General features: G+C 42.7%; 16 protein-coding genes. 10 read left to right on the top strand and 6 right to left on the bottom strand.

Going from position 1 to position 24,301, the window contains the following annotated elements; genetic code table 11:
• Positions 1–19 precede the first annotated feature (19 nt).
• From CLV48_RS17310 to CLV48_RS17290, 6 genes are all read right to left on the bottom strand, one after another.
• A complete protein-coding gene (locus CLV48_RS17310) occupies positions 20–1,798 on the bottom strand; it encodes a patatin-like phospholipase family protein (RefSeq protein ID WP_106568551.1) in 1,779 nt (592 codons plus the stop codon).
• Between the two features lie 168 nt (positions 1,799–1,966).
• Complete coding sequence (locus tag CLV48_RS17305; protein WP_170069049.1) at positions 1,967–5,176, bottom strand: ATP-binding protein; 3,210 nt, start codon at positions 5,174–5,176, stop codon at positions 1,967–1,969.
• 16 nt (positions 5,177–5,192) lie between these two features.
• Positions 5,193–5,339: a cell wall metabolism sensor histidine kinase WalK gene (locus CLV48_RS20400; protein WP_146140118.1), complete on the bottom strand. Its 147-nt coding sequence runs from the start codon at positions 5,337–5,339 to the stop codon at positions 5,193–5,195.
• The gene (locus CLV48_RS17300) at positions 5,336–5,716 is read right to left on the bottom strand and encodes a GxxExxY protein (RefSeq protein WP_106568549.1); all 381 of its coding nucleotides are present in this window, start codon (positions 5,714–5,716) and stop codon (positions 5,336–5,338) included. Before CLV48_RS17300 ends, CLV48_RS20400 begins: the two co-directional genes overlap by 4 nt.
• A gap of 53 nt (positions 5,717–5,769) precedes the next feature.
• A complete protein-coding gene (locus CLV48_RS20790; protein ID WP_106568548.1) occupies positions 5,770–8,982 on the bottom strand; it encodes a sensor histidine kinase in 3,213 nt (1,070 codons plus the stop codon).
• A gap of 300 nt (positions 8,983–9,282) precedes the next feature.
• Positions 9,283–11,949 carry an alpha-L-rhamnosidase N-terminal domain-containing protein gene (locus CLV48_RS17290; RefSeq protein WP_106568547.1) on the bottom strand — a complete coding sequence of 889 codons (2,667 nt, stop codon included), beginning with the start codon at positions 11,947–11,949 and terminating at the stop codon, positions 9,283–9,285.
• Between the two features lie 353 nt (positions 11,950–12,302).
• On the opposite strand from CLV48_RS17290, the gene CLV48_RS17285 reads away from it, so the two are divergent.
• The 10 genes from CLV48_RS17285 (at position 12,303) to CLV48_RS17240 (ending at position 24,298) form a co-directional block, all read left to right on the top strand.
• Positions 12,303–12,665, top strand: a complete 363-nt coding sequence (locus CLV48_RS17285) for a HEPN domain-containing protein (RefSeq protein WP_106568546.1) — start codon at positions 12,303–12,305, stop codon at positions 12,663–12,665.
• Positions 12,666–12,792: 127 nt separating this feature from the next.
• Positions 12,793–17,700, top strand: coding sequence for a 2-oxoacid:acceptor oxidoreductase family protein (locus tag CLV48_RS17280; RefSeq protein ID WP_106568545.1), 4,908 nt, complete (start codon positions 12,793–12,795; stop codon positions 17,698–17,700).
• Complete coding sequence (gene rsxC, locus CLV48_RS17275; protein WP_245889598.1) at positions 17,684–19,054, top strand: electron transport complex subunit RsxC; 1,371 nt, start codon at positions 17,684–17,686, stop codon at positions 19,052–19,054. The genes CLV48_RS17280 and rsxC overlap by 17 nt, the downstream gene beginning before the upstream one ends.
• Positions 19,047–20,060 (top strand): RnfABCDGE type electron transport complex subunit D, encoded by a 1,014-nt coding sequence (locus CLV48_RS17270; protein WP_106568544.1) that lies wholly within the window; start codon positions 19,047–19,049, stop codon positions 20,058–20,060. The genes rsxC and CLV48_RS17270 overlap by 8 nt, the downstream gene beginning before the upstream one ends.
• Complete coding sequence (locus CLV48_RS17265; RefSeq protein WP_106568543.1) at positions 20,057–20,746, top strand: RnfABCDGE type electron transport complex subunit G; 690 nt, start codon at positions 20,057–20,059, stop codon at positions 20,744–20,746. The genes CLV48_RS17270 and CLV48_RS17265 overlap by 4 nt, the downstream gene beginning before the upstream one ends.
• A 1-nt stretch (position 20,747) precedes the next feature.
• Positions 20,748–21,389, top strand: coding sequence for an electron transport complex subunit RsxE (gene rsxE, locus CLV48_RS17260; RefSeq protein ID WP_106568542.1), 642 nt, complete (start codon positions 20,748–20,750; stop codon positions 21,387–21,389).
• The gene (locus tag CLV48_RS17255) at positions 21,386–21,964 is read left to right on the top strand and encodes an electron transport complex protein RnfA (RefSeq protein ID WP_106568541.1); all 579 of its coding nucleotides are present in this window, start codon (positions 21,386–21,388) and stop codon (positions 21,962–21,964) included. Before rsxE ends, CLV48_RS17255 begins: the two co-directional genes overlap by 4 nt.
• Before the next feature lie 7 nt (positions 21,965–21,971).
• Positions 21,972–22,163: a hypothetical protein gene (locus tag CLV48_RS17250; RefSeq protein ID WP_106568540.1), complete on the top strand. Its 192-nt coding sequence runs from the start codon at positions 21,972–21,974 to the stop codon at positions 22,161–22,163.
• Positions 22,164–22,192: 29 nt separating this feature from the next.
• A complete protein-coding gene (locus tag CLV48_RS17245) occupies positions 22,193–23,050 on the top strand; it encodes a ferredoxin reductase domain-containing protein (RefSeq protein WP_106568539.1) in 858 nt (285 codons plus the stop codon).
• Positions 23,051–23,434: 384 nt separating this feature from the next.
• Positions 23,435–24,298, top strand: a complete 864-nt coding sequence (locus CLV48_RS17240) for an RnfABCDGE type electron transport complex subunit B (RefSeq protein ID WP_106568538.1) — start codon at positions 23,435–23,437, stop codon at positions 24,296–24,298.
• The last annotated feature ends 3 nt before the right edge of the window (positions 24,299–24,301 follow it).

The raw sequence follows: 24,301 nt of genomic DNA, 5'->3' as shown, positions 1-24,301 counted from the left end.
GGTGGTAGGGATCACTTACCTACCAGAATCTTTTTTCCTCTGGAAAATTCTCCAAAGCATTTTTCATTTGGTCATATCCCTTCTGAACAATTTCTCTCCAGCGGGTATCATCCAACATTCCAATTCCCTTAAGGTCCAATTCCAGGTATAATTCCACTCCTGATTTTGTCATTTCCTGTTTTTGCCTGCTGTTCAAAGTAAGGGAATTGACCAATATGGAGGCAATACCCGGAATCCTGAATTTCTTCTTTCCCGTTATTTTGCTCAAAAGGAGTTTAGATGCAGAAGGGGTCTCATCAAAATCAACAGGTTGTGACCTAAGCTGTGTGAGAGAAATGGCTATTATATGTTGAACGGGGTAATTGTACATAGTCTCTATGGGAAGATTATCAACAACCCCTCCATCCACATGAAGCTCCTTATCAATAACTACGGGTGGATAAATCCCTGGTATGGCTATACTGGCTTCTATTTGTTTCCAGGCCAAACCTCTTTCATGAACTTTTGCAGAAGCGTTGGAATAATTAGTAGAAACACAATAACTGCCCACCCAAAAATCTTCCAAATGGGTATTGCCCATCATCTTTTTTAGGTAATTGGTCATTTTTTTACCCGACATGATAGAAATTAAGGGGATAGTAAAATCATTTTTTGTCAACTTGCTACTTGCCGAGTCATGGCTATAGAAGTCAATCATTTTCCGGTCAAAATCACAGAAAGAGGCCGTAAGTCCATAAAGGGCACCTGCACTGGTTCCTCCCAGAAAATCAATTTCAACTCCATTGTCATAAAGTGATTTAATCACACCCAAATGGGCAAAACCCTTAGCTCCTCCCCCCCCCAGCACCAGTCCAATGGCCTTATTGGAAAGAATCCTGGCAAACCTCCTAATGTCCGGCCCATGATGCTTTCGGTAATGAATGTGCAGGTCAATCTTTCTATCTTCAAACCAACGCCGTGTATTCTCCGGAAACTTAGCCTCCTCGGGGTGAAGCAGGAGCAAATAGATTTTTTTATTGAGGATGTTCTGTGAATATAAGTCCAGATGACGTTCTATCTCATGAATCTTACTGTCCGCATAAAAATCAGAAGCCAAAACTACCAAATCGGCATAAATAATACATCTACGTGACCAGTCAAGATCTTCATCGTTACAGACCAAAAAATTCAGTCCCTCATGTTGTTCCAATGCATCATATACTTGTTGCAATTCCATTTCAGCATGGGAATCATGGTCCAAAATCTGGATACTGACATTCAAAGATTCAAACTGGGCCTTGATAGCATCCGTGTATTCAGAAATATCATTTTCTGATTGTAGATTTATAACCGCAATGTTTTTGGCAGGGGCCTCTAAGTGTTGCTGAAGCACATTTCTACGTAGCCGGTTTACCACAAAGCGGGTCAGTTTTGTAGAAAAAGCAGGAAACTTGGCCACTATCTCCAAGTATTCGTTTTCTTTCAGTTCCAATACGACAGACTTACGAATAGCCACTACGCTAGCAGACCTTGGCTCGCCCATAAACAATGCAAATTCACCAATAGGCTCGCCTTCACCTATATCCCCTAAGGCATGCAGATGTCCATCTGACTGTGTGGCCAAAGCCCTAAATCTTCCTGAAAGAACGATATAAATTGAATTGTCAAGATCCCCTTGGTGGAATAAAAAACTTCCTGTATCAAGTTCTATGGCTTTGCCTTTTTCCAGAATTTGCGTCAATACTTCTTCATCAAGTTCTCCTAATAGCTTGACCAGGATGGCTCGGTTATGGGGGTTATGGCTAATGTTTGGGTCCAAGTTTCTACTGTTTAATTAATTCTGTAACTTAAAGAATAATCCCCTCTATTTCAATAAGAATTTCAATCAGGCATCCTATTTTTTTTTTGAAAATCAAACCATTTACTTTACATGGCAAGGAGGACTTTGTTTTCATAAAGACGCTTCATACGAGGTTGATGAAAATTTTCACTCAATGGGTAGCGTGACAACAAACTGGGTAAACTGACCGGGGATAGATTCTACTTCTAGAGTTCCTCCATGTGCTTTCACAATGTCATAGCTCAGACTAAGCCCTAGTCCTGTTCCCTGACCAGTTGGCTTGGTGGTAAAGAATGGCTGGAAGATTTTGTCCTTGATGGCATCGGGGATACCTGGACCGTTGTCTTTGACAGAAATCTCGATTTTATTCCCAAGTTTTTTGGTGGAGACGGTTACCAGAGGCTTGAATCCCTCATTCATCATTTTTAATTCCTCATTATTCACAGCCTGAAAGGCATTGTTAATCAGATTGAGCAGCACACGACCTATATCCTGAGGCATCACTTCCAATTTGGGAAGTTCGGGATCCAGTTCGGCTTTAAAATCAGCTTGGAAGGATTTATCTTTAGCCCTCAGGCCATGGTAGGACAAGCGCAGGTATTCATCTGCCAGGTCATTGAGGTCGGTAAGCTCTTTATTACCTGATCCCGTGCGACTGTGCTGCAGCATGCCTTTGACAATGGATTCGGCCCTCTTGCCGTGGTATTTGATTTTTTCTAAATTCTTCTTGACATCCTCCAAAATCTCATCTTCTTCAGTCTTGTGTCTTGTCTCTTGCTTCTTGTGTCTCAATTCTTGGATCTCTTCAATTAATTCTTCGCTGACCTCCGAAAAATTATTCACAAAATTCAACGGATTCTGAATCTCATGGGCAATGCCAGCAGTGAGTTCGCCGAGGGAGGCCATCTTTTCGGATTGGATGAGTTGGGCTTGGGTGGCCTTGAGTTCGGTCAAAGATTTTTCCAATTCAGCCGTTCGTTCGTTCACCCGCTCTTCCAGGATGCGGTTTTCAGCTTGGAGTTTACGGGAGCGCCATTTGATTATTGCAGTAATGATGCCCCCTATCAATAAAGCATAGATCAGATAAGCCCACCAGGTAGCATACCAAGGTGGTAGGACCACAAAAGAATAGGAAGCCTCTTCACTGATTCTTCCCGTATGGGCCATGGCTCTTACTCTGAAGGTGTATTCTCCTGGTGACAGGTTTGTATACTCCTTGAATTTGTTATCATTCCAGTCCACCCAATCTGCCTCAAATCCCTCCAAGTAGGTTTGATATTTGGTTTTCTTTTCATCTTCGAAATAGGGAGCCGCAAACTCAAAGCGGTAGGAATTCTCTTTTCTTTCTAAAGCAGGCATATCCTTTTTTCTTCCATAAAAAGGCAGAGGAATCGTATCGGTCTTGGTTTCGATTCGTCGGATCAGGGTGAAAAATTCCTTATCGGTCTGATTGTCCTTTTTAGGGTCGTAGCGGATCAAGCCTTTCGGAGATCCAAACCACAGGATGCTGTCCTCGTCAATAAAATCCACTTGAGATAAATAAGGTGCTATGGAATTGGTTCTCTCGTCCTTAACAAATTTCCCTTCTTTATTCCGTTTTAGGATATTCTTCTTTTTATCTAAGGATTCATACCAGATAATGCCTGATTTGAATTGGGTGAAATCATACAGATCATTCTCCACTGCACTAAAGTCCTCCGTAGCTACAAATTTCCCCTCCCCGGGGGAATACTTCTGCATGCCTTGAGGGGAAGTTATATAAAAATCTCCATCAATCATGGAAAAAGAACCCGAAGGGTCTACATCTAAAACAGTCGGTTTGATGATCTGATTCCCAATGGGTTCCACCCCCTTTACCTCTATTTCCAGTGCATATAGTTTTCCTTGACCACTTGTAAAGATTTTTCCATCTTTTCCTTCAAAAAAGTGGTTGCTGATTGGGCCTATTCCAGGAACTTTTCCCCTTAATTCCCATGGGAATTGTTTGGAAAGGCCCTTTTCGTAGAGAAGAAGCCCTAAGGTGGTTCCGACTAATAGGATATTGGGGTTGTCTTTTGGGATAATTGCAGTTCGTGCCAAGCTCCCATCTTGTGGAAAATCCAAACGAATGGCTTTACCATCTCGAATTACATTTAAATTCCTTCCAGGAACAATCAAATTATCCCCATCATCCAACAATCCAAAAATTTCTGAATTCTCGTTTTCCAGGCCTGCTTTGAATTCCTTTTCAATCGCATCAAATTTGATCAAACCAGTATTGGTCCCTAAATAGAGTTCATCCCCTTTTTTTTCGATGGAACGAACTGCTGAATTGATCCCCAAGTCTTTTCCAAAAATAAGAATCGGAGAATCTATGGCTATCCTGGCCATACCGTCCTCCGTTGTTACCCAAAGGCCATTGTTTTTATCAAGGTAGACACTCGTTACCACATCTGAATGCAGGCCTTGGTCAGATCCTATTTTTTTGAGTATTTCTCCTTTGGGATTCATGATCACTACTCCCACTCCAATGACGCTGAGGATATAGTTACCCTGATGGGATATCGCACCGTAAAGTTGATTTCCCTCTTGGATCAGTAGGTCTACTTCGGTGGGAAACTTTGTGAAAGTTCCTTTTTCAAAAAAGTAAAACCCCGTGTTCGGACCACCAAGAAGTATGGTATTGCTATTCTTTTCAGGATAAGGAAGCATGATACTTACTGCCTCTTTTCCAAATATTTCTGTACCTGGGATCAAGGTTAATTCCTCACCTTCCAATAGGAATAAACCTCGATCTAGATAACGGACATAAATTTGATTGCCAGCCAAAAAACTTTTTCCAAATCGTGTTTCTGACTGCCATGATTTTAGGGATTTTAAGCTGAAATCTTCCCCCAATTCCAATCTGATAAGGTAATTCGGACTTCGAAGTAGAATAAATTCATTCAAAAATAGGATTTCAACGATGGTTTGCCCTGATTTCAGTTCCTCAGGAATTAGGTGAAAGAGTGAAACTGCCCTCGCTTCACCGTTTTCGTCAACTTCCAGAAAGCCAAAATCATCGCCCCCATAAAAAATTCTTCCCTTGCTGTCCTTTGTCAGACTTCTTACGGTTACATAATCCCTGATATTAAAAATAGAACGCCAAGAAACCCCGTCATATTCATACATTCCTCCTGTTGCTCCAAAATACATCAGTCCATCCTCACTCTGTATGGTGGCCAAAACAGTTGGATATCCACCATACTCCTCGGTGGTATAAGTAGTGATAGGAAGCCTTCCTACCTGTTCGTAGATGGACTGGGCGGAGAGGAAACCGGGAGTTTGGAGCCACAGAAAAGTGATTAAGAGCGAAAATATGATTTTGATGGTATGCATAGTCATTGTTTAAAATTCAAATCGGTAAACTTATATTAAATGTGGTTCCTAGTCCTTCTTGGAATTCAACACTAATCTCCCCTCCATGCGCCTTCACGATATCATAAATCGTCTGAACCACAGATTTATAAGGATTAATGGATTTCTCGGATTTTATTTTCATAATACAAGTCGTTTAAATGTTAGGCTCTTGCTTCCGAAATTTATTAGCAATCCAACCTCTAATCTGTATGCTTTCAAGTAATTCAATACTTGGGCTAAATGAACACCTTCCAATTGAATGACCGCTTTTAATTCAACTAACACCTTTTCTTCCACCACAAAATCTGCTCTTCTGGTTCCGATTGGTTCTTTCAGTTCTTTATAAAATATTTCCTGTTCTATTTCTCTAGCATAGGATAAGTCAGCCTTTTCCAGTTCCCAAGCCAATGCCCTCTGGTAAATAACTTCCTGAAAACCATTACCCAAAAACTTATGAACTTCAAAAGAAGCACCTATAATTTTCTCTGTTATGGTTTTGTATTTTAGCTTTTCATCCATAATTACTCAATTAAAATAATCCGTGTAATCTTTTAATCCGGCTGATCCGTGATTCAGACAAGAGGCAACTGAATGATAAACACCGTTCCCTCACCCTCCTTACTTTCCACACTAATCTCCCCTCCATGCGCCTTCACGATATCATAGCTCAAACTCAAACCTAAACCTGTTCCTTGTCCGGTAGGCTTGGTCGTAAAGAAAGGTTGGAAGATTTTGGATTTGATGGATTCCGGTATTCCATCTCCATTGTCCATAACTGTGATTTCTATGTCACCTTTTAATTTCTTGGTCTTTACGGTTACCAAAGGTTTAAATGATCCTTCTCCCTGCTCCTGTGATTTCTTCCGTTTTTGGTTTACTGTGTAGAAGGCATTGTTGATCAGGTTCAAAAATACCCGGCCGATATCCTGTGGCATTACTTCTAACTTGGGCACATTGGGATCTAGGTCAACTTTAAAGTCCGATTGGAATGATTTGTCCTTGGCCCTCAATCCATGATAAGACAACCTTAGGTACTCATCAGCCAGGATATTAAGATCGGTAAGCTCCTTTTTCCCTGATCCAGTGCGGCTGTGCTGCAACATGCCTTTGACAATGGATTCTGCCCGCTTTCCATGGTGGTTGATCTTTTCAGAGTTTTCCACTATATCTCCCAATATATTTTTAGCCTCATCTATATTTCCTTTTCCAAGTTCTTCTTTGGCCTCCAAAACCAATTCTTTGTTCAACTCAGAAAAATTATTCACAAAATTCAACGGGTTCTGGATCTCATGGGCGATACCTGCTGTGAGTTCACCTAGAGAAGCCATTTTCTCGGATTGGATCAGTTGGGCCTGTGCAGATTTGAGTTCAGCCAAGGATTTCTCCAGTGCAGCAGTTCTCTCATTGACCCGCTCTTCCAGGATTCGGTTTTCAGCCTTGAGTTTCTTAGAGCGCCATTTGATTATTGCAGTAATGATGCCCCCTATCAATAAAGCATAGATCAGATAAGCCCACCAGGTAGCATACCAAGGTGGCAGGACCACAAATGAATAGGAAGCCTCTTCACTGATTCTTCCCGTGTGGGCCATTGCCCGTACATGAAAGGTGTATTCTCCTGGTGACAGGTTTGTATACTCCTTGAATTTGTTTTCAGTCCAATCCACCCAATCGGCATCAAAACCTTCCAGAAAAGTCTGATACCTCGTCTTCTTTTCATCCTCAAAGAAAGGGGCGGCAAATTCAAATCTCAGTGAGTTGGCCTTAAGTTCTCTCGCTGAAATATTTTTATTCCTTCCATAGGCAACAAGTTCCAAGGTATCTGTTTTGGTTTCGATCCTCCTGAGCAAAGTAAAAAACGGTTTGTCAGCTTGGTTATCTTTTTTGGGATCAAAACGAACCAGCCCCTTAGTTGTACCAAACCATATAATGCCATCCTCATCCAGGAAATTGTACAGGGACAAATAAGAATTAATGGCACTTGGAGTCTTATCTTCCTCGTAAGTACCATCTGCCAAGCGATTAAGTAAAACCTTTCCTTCTTTTGTCTCTATCCAGACCCTCCCAAATGATGATTCATTGAAATCAATCATCTTGCCCTCTACTGCCTCGAACTCTTTGGCCTTTACAAATCTTCCCTCTGACTTGGAAAATTTCTGCATACCCTCAGCATTGAAAAGGTAAATTTCACCATCGATCATATAAAAACCAGCTTCCTGGCCTATATCAAAACTTTTTACCTTATGGTCTTCCAAATCCATATATCGTAGACCTTTTTCTTTCGGAGAGAATTGAAAAAAAACGCCCAGTCCGGGGGTCCAAATGTCGCCATCCTTATCTTCGAAAAAATGAAATATAAATCTATCAATACCGGGCACATCCCCTACATATTCCCAAGGCGTTTTAGACGACAAACCTCTGCTGTAAACCGAAAGCCCCGTACTTGTGGCTACATAAAGCATATTCGGATTATCTTTCGGGATTAGCGTATAGATGGGCCTTGTTCCACTCTTAGGGTTCTCCAAAGAAATTACCTTTCCATCCCTCAAAACATTCAATTGTTGTCCTGCTACAATAATGTCCTCTCCATCTACCCTTATCCCTAACACTTCCAAACTGTTTATCTCAGGAACTACCTTAAATTTGTTGGATAGGGGATCAAATCGAAGTAAACCATTTCTTGTTCCCAAATACATTTCCTGCCCTTTTTTGAGAATTGAAATGACTGAAAAATTAACACCCTCATCCTTGCCATACGTAAGTACCGGTGAACCGACATCTGCCCTTGCCATTCCATTTTCAGTAATAATCCACAGTCCTTTGGATTGATCCGGATAAATACCGAAAACGGTATCTGATTGAAGTCCATGCTCTGAATTAATCCTTCTGATGATTTCACCTTTAGGATTCATGATCACCACCCCTACTCCAAGAAATGCCAATGCATAATTTCCATCCTCCAGCAATAAACCTCTGTAAAGAATAGCTCCTTTTTCCAGAAAAGGATCAATCTGGCTTGGGAAGGGTCTAAGTCCCTCCCTGTCCATCACATAAAATCCCGAAGTGAAACTGCCAAGCAAATAGCTAGGCTGGGAAGCTCCCGGAAAAGGCTGCATGACCAAAAGCCTGTCCCTTCCCAAAACTTCTGTTCCTGGAACCAAGACTATTTCATCCCCATCCAACTTGTATAAGCCCTTTTCAATTTGATGGAGAAAAATTGTGCTGTTCTGAAGGAAGGCATATCCAAAACCCGTCTCAGCAGTCCAGGTCTTCAAAGATTTCAAAGAAAAATCTGCCTCCAGCTCCAATCTGAACAGGTATTTCCTGGATTGAAGAAAAATGAATCCATCCATAAAATGAATGGTCCAAAAATCTGAAACGGGAAGAAAATCCTCAGGGATCAGATGGAATAATGAAACCGAACGGGTAACCCCAAAAGGGTCCAATTCCAAATACCCAAATCTATCCTGTCCACCATAAAAAATTCTTCCTGATGGGTCCTTTGCCAAGGTCCTGATAATAATCGAAGCATCATCTCCCAAAACCGGCCTCCAGGAAACCCCGTCATATTCCAAAAGTCCATAATCCAATCCAAAATACATCAATCCATCATCACTTTGCACACTTGTTAATACCCTTGGCTGTCCATTATAGTCTTCAGGTAGATAAGTGGTAAGTGGAAGTTTGCCCACGGATTCAAGAGAAGATTGAGCAAATAGGATTAATGGTGCATTTAACCAAAAGCTGAGAAATAGAAAAAGTGAAATTTTATGTAGTTGATGGGACATAGAAGTAAATTATAGCTTTGAGCCTGTTTAATCTAAAATGTGATACACCCTGAAATGGACCGAAAAATGCATCATCACTCCTTTCCTTTTGGTAAAAAGGTATTGTCTGTGATAAGCTGCAGGGGCTTAAATGTTAGATTGTTTTAAGAATCCGGATGGTATATTTTTTCTGTATTGAAAAATGAAAATGGCCATGAAGGCTTTTGAAAAATGAATATTTTCATAGAAGTGGACATTAAAGGAGAATATTTTACTTGAACCACTTCAATTTAAGTAATATTCTGATAATCTTCAAACTATTCACACAAACAATACATCAAATTCCCAATCCTTTCCTCCTTCCAAGAAGAAAGCAACCAAGCCCTTATCAGGAGAACCAATTTGCCTGGCACCCTTTGGCAATTTATCCTTTTCGGGTAGAATCAGATGTGCCTGCACTCCCAGAGGTAGCTTTAACCTTAACTTTCTTTTTCCTCTTTTACCTCTGCAATCAAATTCCACGGGGCCTTGGGAAGTATGGTAAGTCAGTTGTAACTGTTCCAATGTTGCCAATTGGGGCCTGACTTGTATCAATGTCCCCCCTGGTTGAAGTACTTGAATTCCCGCAAAACACATATATGCAGCAAAAAAAGGTGCTATACCCGCATGACTCAATTGGTTCTGTGTATCTTTTTCAGCATGCCAATGTTCCTGGATGGTATTGTTTTCCCTGACAGAGAGCATAGGGGTCCACCTTTGATCAAAATCTTGGATTATCACCTCCGTATTCCCCAAAGCAGCCAAGGTCCAATAAGGCCAAATGACATTGGCCGGATAACACCTTCCCAATCTACTTGGCCGGGAGGTCAACTCCTTTAAAACTGTCGCTTTCGCACTTTCAGGTACAAAACCTCCCAACACCCAGTGGGCCAAAGACCTTTCACATGTTCTCATTTCCCCATCTTCTTTAATCCAAGGCAAGTTGACAATCAAAATATTCTCCCCGGGTAGAAAGAACTTTTCTTCGACCTTTTGGGCCAGGTGATATGAAAGGTCAAGCATTTCTTTCTGTAAGTCAAGAAGCCCAAATTCTCCTGCCAAAGTTGACAGGGCCTGCTTAAGCATGGCTGCAACGTACAGGTTATAAGCGCATTGCTTGTCCCTGGTCGCTTTGTAGGAATCCGTGTCCATCCATATGGCATTGACACCCAAATTTTCCACGGGAAGCAGACCGTCTTCTGCAATGGAATTTTTGATCAATTGATAAAAGCGCAACAACCTTGGGAAAGCCTCCTCCAGGTCTTCTTTTTTGCCGGTGTACAGATAATGATGCCAACAATCGAAACAGAAACCTACGCTATGGTCTAAAAGTACACCCCAAGGGGTAAGGTCAAGCTGCCTTTGAGCCAATCTGTTTAAGCGGTCATAGGCTGGCCAACTGTCCATGAAAAAACCATCCAAAGTAATCCCCTGACTGTAAGTATCCACAAACCTGTGGGGAAGCCTGCTTTCTCCAAAACCAAAATGCAGCGCATGGACAATATGCCCAATATCGCCGCTGTATTGCTGTCTTTCCCTTCCGACGCAATCCACTATGGTTTCATGGCTGTTGTTCCAAACTGTATTGATACAGGCACTCAATAGTTTATTGAAACCCGAATGAGAAGTTTGTAAAAGTGGCTGAAAAGGGAAATCATATACCCTTCTGAGTAATCCCACATTACTGATTTTTATCGCTCCTATTGCCTTATGAATATGAAGTTGAATCCACTTCACACTCTCAAAATCAAAAGTCATAAGTTTATTTTCACCTCCTTTACAAATAAACCTTGTCCAAGAATTGAAATTATTATTGATCAGCGCGGGCCCTCCGTTTTTCAATAATTCATGCCCTTGTTGGACCATCATTTCTATAACTGTACCTTCACTGCACTCAACGGTAAAAAATGGCCAACCGATCACCTGTTCTTCCAATGCAAAAGACAGCACAAGACTTTGGTTTACGTCTTTTGGGGCTTCAAAAACCCAGATACTGCTTTGTTCAGAAAACCCTTCCAGAATCTCACCCATTTCAAAGGAGTTTTCGGTCTTAAAATCAAAATATTCTTCAATATTGCTGTTCCAGTGGATTGTATGTGCTTCTTTTAACCTTAAAGTAGCAATGTTTTTTTCCAAAATCATGGGAACAGATCGTCTCCTCAATTGGGTGTTTCTGTTTCCTCCACTGTCATACAGATAGTCAGAAATGGAAGAACTTAGGGCAGTTTTATTGCCATCCCTAGAAAATACTTTTGCTTTTTTCCAAGTGCGGTCCTCCTGAAAACCAGAATCATTCCAGCCCATAGGATAAAGCCTGTTATCGAATTCTTCCTGCAATGCCCGTAGGTACCAGCGCTTATACTTCCCTGCCGGCCAACTTTTTGCCTGTTGAACGGACCATTTCTCATCACTCACCAAAAGTTCATTTTGCCCATCCTCAAATTCCAGTTCCAGATAAAAAATAAATCCTGCCTTCCCTACAGGCCAGGCGCCATCTCCAAACCCAAAGTAAACTATAGTGGCTCCAATAACATTTTCTCCCACTTTTAATTCCTTGGAAAAATCTACAGGATCCGCTTCAGAATATCTTGGATCAGCTGGTGCAGGCCCATATTGGATCCTTTGTCCATTGAGAAACAACAGGTACCTGCTCTCACCCAAAATCCATCCTTTGGCAGATTTGATGGCTTTTCCAATTTGAATTACCCTCCTAAAATGGAAAAAAGAATTAGGCAATATCCGCTCAGCCGGATACCAGATCCATGCCGCAGGTGAAAGGTCAAGTTCCTTTTTCTTGGGAAGTTGAAAGGGTTCAAATTGAATCCTTCCTGCATTTAAAGCCATCTTTCTCACCGGCTCAGCAGCCGTAGAAACAGTAGTTGGCAAAAAACCAAAAACTCCCGCACTGGAAACAAAGCCTAAAAATCCCCGCCTGCTAAGTTTATTCATGTCACTGATTTTTATAGAGTTTAAACTGACTTCTTTATATGGCAATAAAAGTTAGAAAAACTTTTCTGCTTTTTAAACTTCAGAATTCAGGATATGGGAATTTGGATGTGATTATAGCTTTCAATTACGGATTCACACATCCATGACTGGACTTGACTTTGGATTTCTCATAATTCTCCATATTTAACATTGATAGTTATAAAAATTCCGATTTTTTTAATTGCACTTGTCAAACCTTTTCCCCTTGATGTAAATCATGGTAAATAATGATTTGAGTCATGATTTTTAAGCACTTATCTGGATAACTTGACCGAAAATGATGGAATCTTACGCTCAAAAAAATAACTCCGGCCATGAACTTCATAAAATCACACTCCACAATTTCTGAAGCTGAAGAAATGTTAAATATCGCTCAGGAAGAATTGTGCAGACCAGAAGAAGATGTAGTACATTATAATGTCTGTAAGCATGCCTACAAAGCCATTGAAAAATATCTGACAGGATTTCTGAACAACCATGGTGTACACATCCAAAATTCCACTTCTATAAAGGAACTGCTCAATCAATGCCGAAAAATAGATGCAAAATTTAATGAACTCGATCTCGGTCATTTGATGGATGAAGATCATGCCGATAGGTTGATGGTCAACTTACATACTGCCATGGAGTTCATCAAAACAGCCAAACAAACAAGGGTTTTGGTCGGATTAAGCTGATCAGAGCTCATGTTTTTTGACCATTTTGAAAAAAAACAAAGCATATCCTCATTCCCTCGAAAGCTGTTTTTTTCAATGAAAAACAGCTCAAAATTCCATTTACTTCAATCAGACAACAAAAACTGTCATGGAAAATAAAAATCAAACATTCAAATACCCTGGAGTAAGGGTAGCAATGGATGGAAACACTGTTGCCATCATGTGTGAAAGGGAGTCATCAGATGCTGCAGGGGCCTATCCTATCACACCTTCCACCCAAATGGGAGAATATTGGGCTGAAGAAGCTGCAAAAGGTCACTTGAATATATCAGATAGGCCTTTGATTTTCATCGAGCCAGAGGGAGAGCATGCAGCAGCGGCAGTGACAGCTGGATTATCCATGACAGGTCTTCGGTCTACCAATTTTTCATCCGGGCAAGGCATTGCTTATATGCACGAGTCCTTATATGCCGCCGTTGGAAAAAGATTGACTTATGTACTCAATATTGGCGCTAGGGCTATCACCAAATCCACACTGAATGTCCATGCTGGTCATGATGATTACCATGCCATAGACGATACCGGATTTTTCCAACTTTTCGCCAAAAAGGCCCAACATGTAGCCGACCTCAATATCATTGCACACAGGATCGCCGAATTGGCCCTGAATCCCGGGGTAATTGCACAGGATGGTTTCCTGACTACTCACCTTATTGAGTCCCTCTTACTTCCTGAACGCGAACTCATCAAGGAATATTTAGGCCGTCCAGATGATATCATCGATACACCAACTCCGGCCCAAAGAATCATCTACGGGGAAAAACGCCGTAGAATCCCCGAATTATGGGATGTGGACAATCCTATGATGGCAGGAATTGTTCAAAATCAGGATTCCTATATGCAGAGTGTAGCTGCGCAAAGGCCGTTCTTTTTTGACCATATCAAAGAGCTTACCGATCAGGCCTTTGAAGAATATTACCAACTGACCGGAAGGAGATACAATCGGGTAATGACTTATAAGACAGAAGATGCAGATTACCTCATACTCGGTCAGGGAAGTGTGGTTTCCAGTGCTGAGGCTGTAGTGGATTACTTAAGAAAAACCAGAGGAATAAAAGTAGGGGTGGTAGACTTGGTAATGTTCAGGCCTTTTCCTGCAGATCTTCTCGGCCATATTTTGAAAGGCAGAAAAGGAGTCACCATCTTGGAAAGATTGGATCAGCCTTTGGCAGAAGATGCGCCAATAATGAGGGAAACCCGGTCAGTCATTACCAAATGCCTGGAAAATGGCAATTACAAGAAAGACAAACCATACCCAGAATTAGCCTCTTATTCCACCAATGATATGCCTCCTCTTTATTCGGGTTCTTTTGGAATGGGCAGCAGGGACTTACAACCTGAAGGCATCATTGGAGCTATTGAAAACATGCTCCCGGACGGCAAACACAAAAAACAGTTCTATCTATCCATTGATTTCATTAGAAAAAATGCCTTTTCTCCAAAACAAAGAGCACACCAAGAAATCATTCAGGATGCTTATCCTATGGTAAAAGACCTGGCTGTACATGGTTCAGAAAATCCCAACCTCATGCCAAAAGGCGCCATCACCGTCAGGTTCCATTCCATAGGAGGTTGGGGAGCAATTACCACCGGAAAAAACCTCGCCATGACCTTGTTCGACCTTTTGGGTTATGATATAAAGGCCAATCCAAAATACGGTTCGGAAAAGAAAGGACAGCCTACGACCTATTACCTTGCAGCTGCCCCGGAACCTATCAATATCAACTGCGAATACTACTTCGTAGATGTAGTACTGTCACCTGACCCAAATGTATTCAAGCATACCAATGCCCTGGCGGGTCTCAAAAACGGTGGTACTTTCATTATTCAGAGTGAGAAGAAAACTGCAGATGAAGTTTGGGCTGATATTCCAAAGCACTATCAGAAATTAATCATTGAAAATGATATCCGAATCTATTATGTAGATGGTTTTAAAATAGCCAGAGAAGAGGCCACCGATCCAGAACTTCAGCTAAGGATGCAGGGTATTGCCTTCCAAGGTGCTTTTTTTGCCGCATCACCACTTATGGAAAAGGCAGGCTTGAGTGATGAAGCTTTACTCAAAGCCATTGAAGAACAATTACAGCACAAGTTTGGCAGCAAAGGCCAAAGGGTGGTTGATGACAATATGCGGGTGGTGAAACGTGGATTTGATGAAGTCCATGAAATCAAAAATAAAGTTCTGGGCCTCCAAACAGAAAAAAGCAATGGCCATGCCACTCCCCCTATCCCATCCATGCTCAAAGACAGTCCGGTATCTGGATCCAAACTCAGCGATATCCACCGTTTTTGGGAGCAAACAGGCAATTTCTACCAAACCGGCCAGGGCAATGACAACTTGACCGATCCTTTTATTGGGCTGAGCGTGATGCCTGCAGCATCTTCTCTTTTCAGGGATATGACAGGTATACGCTTTGAACACCCTGAGTGGATTGCCAATAACTGTACTGCTTGCGGCAACTGCTATACGGTCTGCCCTGATACAGCTATCCCTGGATTGGTCAGCGAATTATCCGATGTATTGGACACCATTTTGAAGAGGGTAAAAAGAAAACATGACAAACTCGAGTTTTTACCCAAAGCCGTGAAACAACTGGAGCCAAGGGTCAGGAACCTTTTTAATGAACCTCATGGTGAAGCCACGGTAAATAACCTGATCAATGAAGCCATAGATGAGATGATCAGCCAAGAGAAAAAAGATTCTCTATTGAGTATGGAACTGAATTGGTTCAGGGAAGAATTGGGAGATTTCCAATTTGCACTTACCAGACCCTATTATGACCTAAATGAGAAGAAACAACCAGGAAGTGGGGGCTTGTTTAGTATCACTGTCAACCCTACCACCTGTAAAGGTTGTATGGAATGCGTAGCAGTCTGTGATGATGATGCTTTGAGGATTGTCAAGCAGACCGATGAATCTGTAGCACGTCTCCGGGAAGAATGGAGTGTTTGGTCTGATTTGCCCAATACCCCTAAAAAATATCAGCGTATAGACAACCTTGAAGAAAAAATAGGCCCGCTGGAAACCATCCTTCTGGACAAGAATGCCTATCAAAGTTTTGCCAGCGGAGATGGGGCCTGCTTGGGTTGTTCTGAAAAATCAGTGGTCCATCTTTTCATCGCAACGGTAGAGTCATTGATGTTGCCCAGGGTTGAAAAACATGTGGCTTACCTCCAGGATTTGGTTGAAAAGCTGGAAAAACATATCCAATTAAAACTCATGAAAAGCATGAATGTGATGGATGCCAACCTGATGTCGAAGATTGTATCCGAGATGAAGGGAAGCGACCTGACCATGTCCTCAATCGCCAGCCGTTTGGAATCTGAAAATGGATCTGAACCAATAGATCAGGAATGGCTAAGTGAGATCACTCAATTGCTGGCAGGATTGAAACATTTATTATGGAAATACACCAATGGAACAACCAACAAGGGACGTTCTACTATGGGCATGACAAATGCCACAGGTTGTACTTCTGTATGGGGCAGTACTTATCCTTATAACCCTTATCCTTTCCCTTGGGCCAACCATCTTTTCCAGGATAGCACTTCTTTGGCTATGGGTATTTTTGAAGGCCATATGGCCAAAATGGCTGATGGTTTCAAACTGATCCGAAAAGCAGAAATGGAACTGAAAGGGAATTACAAATCCAGGGAACATAAAGAATTTTTTACCTACTTCAACTGGGAACAGTTTACAGATGAAGAATGGAAATTATGCCCTCCTGTAGTCGCCTTGGGCGGAGATGGTGCCATGTATGATATCGGCTTCCAAAATCTTTCCCGAATGATGGCTTCCGGCAAGCCAATCAAAGTAGTGGTGGTAGACACTCAGGTGTATTCCAATACCGGCGGACAGGCCTGTACCTCAGGCTTTATAGGACAGGTATCTGACATGGCGCAGTTTGGTAAAGTATGGAAAGGAAAGCCCGAGCCAAGAAAAGAAATAGGGCTAATTGCCATGGCACACAGAAATACCTATGTGATGCAATCCACTTTGGCGAATACAAGCCATATGATCGAAGGATTCATTGATGGTCTGATGACCAGAAGACCTGCCCTTTTCAATTTGTATACTACCTGCCAGCCAGAACACGGTGTGGCGGATGATCTAGGTGCACATCAGGCCAAGCTGGCAATAGAGTCACGCGCCTATCCTTTGTTCCGGTATAATCCCGATCGAGGAGTTACTCCTCAGGAGGCATTTGATCTGGAAGGCAATCCAGCCATGGATAAATTATGGCCTACCTACGAACTCAAATACCTTGAAAACGGCCGTCAGAAAAGCATGGAGGTGGCCATGACCTTTGCTGACTTTGCCTTGACAGAAGCACGATTCAGGAAACATTTCCGCAATGCGCCAAGAGATACATGGAATGAAAACATGGTAGTTCTGGAAGAATTCCTGGAATTAGAAGAATCTGAAAGAGAGGGAAAATTCCCCTTCATCTGGGCAGTTGACAGGAAACAGCACCTGACAAGGGTGTTGGTCTCCAAAACCATGGTGCATTCCTGTGAAGAACGCCGTGATTTCTGGATTATGCTAAAAGCGATTGCCGGAGTGAAAGCGGAAAAAGCAGCACCGGTTGAAGATCTGGAAAGCAAGGTTAGGGCCGAAGTGGTAGGTAGAATTGCAAAAGGCCTGATGAAGTTGGCAGGGGATAATGGTACAGGCATCATGGACCTTGCACTGGAAGAAAACAGTCAAGTAATTTCCCAAATTCCAGCTCCTACATCTAATGGAGAAGTTATTTCACCTTGGCTGGAAACAGAATTCTGCACTTCCTGCGATGAATGCATCAAGCTCAATTCCAATATTTTCGCCTATAACAACGATAAGAAAGCCTATATCAAAGATCCCCAAGCTGGCCCTTACTCCGACCTGGTAAAAGCAGCCGAAAAATGTACCGCCGGGGTTATCCATCCTGGAGTACCTGCAGACAAAACCGGTGCAGATATGGAAAAATGGATCAAAAGAGGTGAAAAATTCAATTGATCCCATGTTCAACTTGGCTAAAAATACCTTCAAGCATGGCGTACATCCCCCTGAAAATAAGGAGGAGACAAATAGATTGCCCATCCGGCAATTTCCATTTGCTCCCCTTATTATTCTACCCATGCAACAGCATATAGGAAATCCTTCTCAAATCATTGTGAGGGAAGGACAGGAAGTAGCAAGGGGCCAATTACTGGCCAAAGCCAATGGCTATATGTCAGTTCCCATGCATTCCCCTGTATCGGGTAAGGTAAGAAAAATCGCCAATGTTCCCGTTATTTCAGGTCAGATGGTGCAAGGAATCTATCTGGAGCCCTTTCCCTTTTCCGGACAGGAAACAATAGAAGGCAAACCCATTCCTCTTTCTGCCAGTCCTGAAGAAATCCTCCGGGGAATTCAGGATGCCGGAATAGTGGGATTGGGCGGTGCAGCTTTTCCAACACATGTGAAACTCAAAATCCCGGAGGGAAAAAAATGTGAGTACCTGCTTATCAATGGGATTGAATGCGAGCCCTATCTCACTACCGATCACCGGGTGATGTTAGAGCAGGCAGATGATATCTTCATGGGAATAAGGTACCTGTTGAAAGCAACAGGAGCCAAAGAAGTGGTCATTGGCATTGAAGCCAACAAACAGGATGCCGCTGACCATTTGGTCGGTAAAATTCCTCAAGATTTACCCGTTAGGGTTCAGGTAGTTCCTGTGAAATATCCGCAGGGCGCTGAGAAAATGCTGATTACAGCAATCATTGGGAAAGAGGTGCCTTCCGGAGGCTTACCCATCGATGTAAACACAGTAGTTGTCAACGTCGCCACAACCGCGGAGATCGGGAGGTTATTACCTCACGGTCAAGGCATTCAGGAAAGGGTCATTACCATTACCGGTCCGGCCATCAGTAAAAAAGGGAATTATCTTATCCCTATAGGTACACCTCTCCGCTATGTATTGGAACAGGTTGGCGCAAGTAAAAATATCAGTGAAGTATTTATGGGAGGCCCTATGATGGGAGTCTCTGCCTCAAGTTTGGATATTTCCATTGTCAAGGGAACCTCCGGAATTGTGGTTTTTGGGGACAATGATGTTAAAAAAACTGACAAAATCTATCCCTGCATCAAATGTGGCGCCTGTGTGGATGCCTGCCCCATATTCCTGAATCCTTCGAAGCTTGGGATCTTGGCCAAATTTGAAGCATACGACTCCATGGCCGAAGAGTACAATCTGATGGATTGCTTTGAATGTGGTTCATGCTCCTATGTCTGCCCTTCCAATATCCCTTTGGTTCAATATTTCCGCTTGTCCAAAGGAATTATCCGAAAAAGGAAAGCCAACATCCAACAAAAAACAAATGCTTAGCAAGACCCTACATATCAGTTCCTCCCCTCACATCAAAAAGGATGTCAGCACGGACCTCATTATGAAAAATGTGGTCTATGCCCTGCTACCTGTTGTCCTTTTCTCTGTGTATGCTTTTGGGATCAATGCGCTCTTGGTCATTGCAACTTCTGTCTTTGGTTGTTTGCTCACTGAACACCTGCTTTGTAGCTGGTCCAAAAGGGAAAGCACCATCTCCGATTGGTCTGCGGTGATAACAGGCATTCTTTTGGGTTTGACTTTACCTCCGATTTTCCCCCTTTGGATGGCTTTCCTCGGTGCCGTTCTGGCAATAGGTTTGGGGAAATTTGTCTTTGGAGGATTGGGATATAATGCCTTTAATCCCGCACTGGTCGGCCGTGCCTTCCTTCAGGCGGCTTTCCCTGTAGCCATTACCACCTGGCATCCCTCTTTTTTGGAAGACAGATTCTTCAGTATTTCCAAATCTGTTCTAGCTCTGCCCTTTGCAGAACCTATTGTAGATGGGATTTCAGGTGCTACCCCACTTTCAGCATTCAAATTTGATAAAGTAACTGCCAGTACTTCAGACCTTGCCCTGGGTCTTACCAGCGGTTCAACCGGGGAAACCTGCGCTTGGATAATTCTATTGGGCGGAATCTATTTGATCTACCGAAACATGATGAACTGGAGGATTCCGGTAGCCATACTTAGCACAGTCTTTATCCTTAGCGGACTCTTATTTCTCCTTGACAATCAGGTTTACCCCTCCCCCCTCTTTATGCTTTTCTCAGGTGGTCTGATGTTGGGTGCGGTATTTATGGCCACGGATATGGTAGGCTCTCCCATCACGCCTTTGGGAGTGTGGATCTATGGGGCCTTCATCGGTATCCTGGTGGTTGTCATCAGGATTTGGGGCGGCCTGCCAGAAGGGGTCATGTATGCCATCTTATTGGGCAATGCCCTCAGCCCACAAATTGACAAAATGATCAGACCAAAGGTCTATGGCACTAAAAAATTGACAAAATGAGCCAAAAAAAGACCATACCCTCCCCAATAGACAGCTCCCAAGGGAGTAAAAAAATGCTGACTGCCATGGTAGGGATAGGCGTATTCTGTGCCTTACTGATTGTATTGACCTACGAAGGGACAAAAGAGCGGATAGAAAGGCTTAAAGCGGAAGCTCTTGAACAGGCAGTGTTCAAGGTAATACCAGGCATATCCAAAACGAGAATATTTGAATTGGATAATGATGGGATTTTTATCCACTCAGATGGGAAAGACCGAAGCAAAAAATTGGTTTATGCAGGTTTTGGAGATGATGGCAGCTTGAAAGGAATAGCCATTGAGGCAAGCGGACAAGGTTATGCGGATGTCATCCGGATTTTGTACGGCTACAATCCCTACACCCAAACGGTAGTTGGCATGTATGTATTGGAAAGCAAGGAAACACCCGGATTGGGGGATAAGATTGAAAAAGATGAAAATTTCCTTTCCAATTTCAATGCCCTCTCGGTGGCATTATCAGAAGATTTGACAAGGATTGAGAATAAAGTAGCCCCTGTAAAGCAGGGAAGTAAAGCAAATCCTTGGGAAGTAGATGGCATAACAGGTGCCACCATTTCCTCTCGGGCGATCGGCCATATTATCGGAGAAAGCTCCTCCATAATGATTCCTCTGATATACAGTCAATTGGAAAAATTTAAACTGGATTAAAATGAGTACTGGGATAACAAAAAATACGGAACTGAAAAATACACCAAGCTCGACAGATGAATTCATCAAAGGGCTTTGGCGTGAAAATCCGGTATTTGTACAGGTATTGGGCATGTGCCCCGTTTTGGCTGTTTCCAATACTGCCCAAAATGCCCTTGCCATGGGACTGGCTACTGCATTTGTCCTTCTGATGTCGAATATATTGGTAGCATCCCTGCGGAACTTTATTCCAAAACAAGTAAGGATAGCTTCCTTCATCCTGATCATTGCCACCTTCGTGACCATTGTGGATTATGCCATTCAGGCCATCAGCGTGGATCTGCACAAAAACTTAGGGGCATTTATTTCGCTGATCGTTGTCAATTGCCTGATCCTGAGTAGAGCGGAAGCCTTTGCTTCTAAAAACAACATTGGCAAGTCTATCATGGATGCCTTGGGTATGGGATTGGGTTTCGTATTCGCCTTGTTTTGTCTGGGTGCAGTAAGGGAGTTACTTGGCAATGGAACCCTGTTCAATATTGAAGTCTTTCCCGGATCATTTCAGGAATGGATCATCATGATCCTGCCAGCAGGTGGATTTTTCACCTTGGCGCTGTGGCTGTTACTGTTCAATTTCTTCAAATCTAAAAAAGCACAAGTATGAACACAGAAACTTATTGGAGCATATTTATCAATGCCAGTCTGGTCAACAACTTTGTGCTGGCCTATTTCTTGGGAATCTGTCCCTTCCTTGGCGTTTCCGGTAAAATGGAAACCGCTACCAAAATGGGAGGTGCGGTAACCTTTGTGATGCTGATCAGTTCCCTCTGTGCTTTTGGAATTCATGCCCTGTTGGTAGCTATCAATGCTCCATTCCTGCAGCTCATCAGTTATATCGTGGTCATCGCCTCCACAGTTCAATTGGTGGAAATGTTTATCAAAAAGATGAGTCCTGCCCTATTCAGGGCCTTGGGGATATTCCTGCCCTTGATTACAACCAACTGCGCAATTTTGGGATTGGCTTTATTCCAGACAAGTAAGGCTTACAGTCTTTCCCAAAGTCTGATCTATGCATTGGGTGCAGGTACAGGATTTACGCTGGCGCTGATTCTGATGGCGGGAATCAGGGAACAGCTGGAATTTGCCGAAGTACCCAATGTGGTAAAAGGAACTGCCCTCACCTTATTGGTTGCTGGAATCTTATCATTGACATTCATGGGATTTTCGGGATTAGGATAAAAAATGGATGGAAAATATTATCAGCTATATAATCGGAATCGGAGCTATAGTCGCCATGATGTTGGCCTGGGTTGGGGTACAGTCCCTTTGGAGGAATACCTTTTCGGAAAACATTTCAGATGAGGATGTTTTGGCTGAAAGAAGGAGTTGCGGCAATTGCGGTTGCACAAAAGTTTGCAAAAAAGAAAAATCGAGGTAAAAAAATCATTAACCTAAAATACTATTGCTATGTCTTATTTATCAGATCTCAATACCAAGCAGCAATACAAGGCCAGGGTGAAGCAGACCCATCGCCTCACGCCCACCAATAAGGAAGAAATAAGGGAAATCATCCTTGAGGTGGAAGATCCTGCATTCAAGTGCAAAGTGGACCAAAGCTTCGGTGTTTTGGTGAAACATAGCAGTGATTTTGGCAATGAATTTCACCATCGTTTATACAGTGTGGCCGACTTGCCAGCTACCCAAAATGGCCACACCCAAATAACCATGTTGGTCAAACGCTGCAATTATGTAGATGAATTCAGTGGTGAGCTGTATAATGGGGTAAGTTCCAATTACCTCTGCGACAGGAGGGTTGGAGATGAAATCAACATTACTGGTCCTTTTGAGCTCCCATTTAAAGTTCCGGAAGAAAAAAATGCCAATATGATCCTGATAGGCATGGGAACAGGCATTGCTCCATTCCGGGCATTTATCAAGCATATCTATAGTCAGGAAAAGGATTGGAAGGGCAAAATCCGCTTATTCTATGGAGCGAAAAGTGGACTGGAATTGCTTTACCTCAATGACAAAGACGGAGACCTGACCAATTATTATGACAAGGCCACCTTTGAAGCCTTTCATGCCCTTAGCCCCCGTCCACATTGGAATGATCCCATTATGCTGGATGAGGCTATTGAATCCAGGGCAGAAGAAATATTGGAAATGTTATCCTATGCCAATACCTACATCTATATCGCAGGTTATGAAAAAGTAAAAGAAAACCTCAATAAGGCTTTTATCAATATCATGGGCTCCAAGGAAAAATGGGAGAACAGAAAAGCAGAACTGATTGCCGGAAAAAAATGGGCTGAAGTTATTTATTAGAAGCGAGATTCTAGAAGCGAGAAGCGAGATTCTAGAAACAAAAGAAAAGAGTCAAGATGCAAGACAATAGGACAAAGAATCAATAAGAGCAAATTGCACCAATTAAGATTTATATGACTAAAAGAAACCTGAAATGTACTGATAACCACTAAGTGGTTAAACTTTTCAGTAGCCCTGGGTGCAACCCAGGATCAAGAAAACCACAACCTTTCTAGGTTCGATCAACCCTGAAGGGGTTGAACTTAGGAGATGAAAGATGAAAAAGTGCTGAGTGTAATCTTGATTCTTGTCTCTTGTTTCTTGATTCTTGTCTCTTGTCTCTTGCCTCTATGTACATGGTACATTATCTAACTAAAATCTGATTAAACAAAAGCATAACCCATCATGACCATACTTATTGCCTTACTGACCTTGGGAGGATTGACACTCTTATTGGCCTTGATGCTGACTATCGCCAACAAGAAGCTTTATGTATATGAAGATCCCCGCATAGATGTAGTGGAAGGTATGCTTCCCCATGCCAACTGCGGTGCATGTGGGTATCCTGGTTGCAGGCCTTTTGCAGAAGCTTTGGTCAAAGGCGATATGCTACCAGGAAAGTGTACGGTCAGCAGTGAAGACGGAAGAAATGCCATAGCTAGTTATCTTGGTGTTGATGCCGGCTCTGAAGAAAAACAGGTGGCCCGATTATCATGTGCCGGAGGGCTTAATGTCGCCATCAATCGGGCAAAATATGAGGGACTGGGCACCTGTAGAGCAGAAGCATTGGTATCAGGGGGTTCCAAGGGCTGTGCCTGGGGCTGTTTGGGGAAAGGGGATTGCGAAAGGGTCTGTGATTTCGATGCCATATCTATGAATGAATTCGGCCTTCCTGTAGTAGATGAAGCCAAATGCACTGCCTGCGGAGATTGTGTGGAAGTCTGCCCAAAAGACCTGTTCTCCCTTCATCCGGTTAGCCATAGACTTTGGGTAGCCTGTAAAAGCCTGGAAGCAGGTGATGCAATACTGGATGATTGCGAAGTGGGCTGCACTGCTTGTGGCAAATGTGCTATGGATGCACCAAACCTTATTACCATGGCCAATAATCTGCCCCTGATTGATTATTCCAAAAACCATAACACCCAGGTTCCTATTCAAAGATGTCCTACCGGAGCCATAGTTTGGTTGGAAAACAATGGAAATGTGGTGAAAGGTGTCGAAGCCAAAAAAATCATCCGAAAGGGCAAAAAGATGTTGGGAGAAAGCTGATCA

It is taken from the genome of Cecembia rubra, assembly GCF_003014575.1.
Classification (GTDB): Bacteria; Bacteroidota; Bacteroidia; order Cytophagales; family Cyclobacteriaceae; genus Cecembia_A; species Cecembia_A rubra.
Note: the sequence above shows the minus strand (reverse complement) of the source record. Positions and strands in the feature narration are given on the sequence as shown.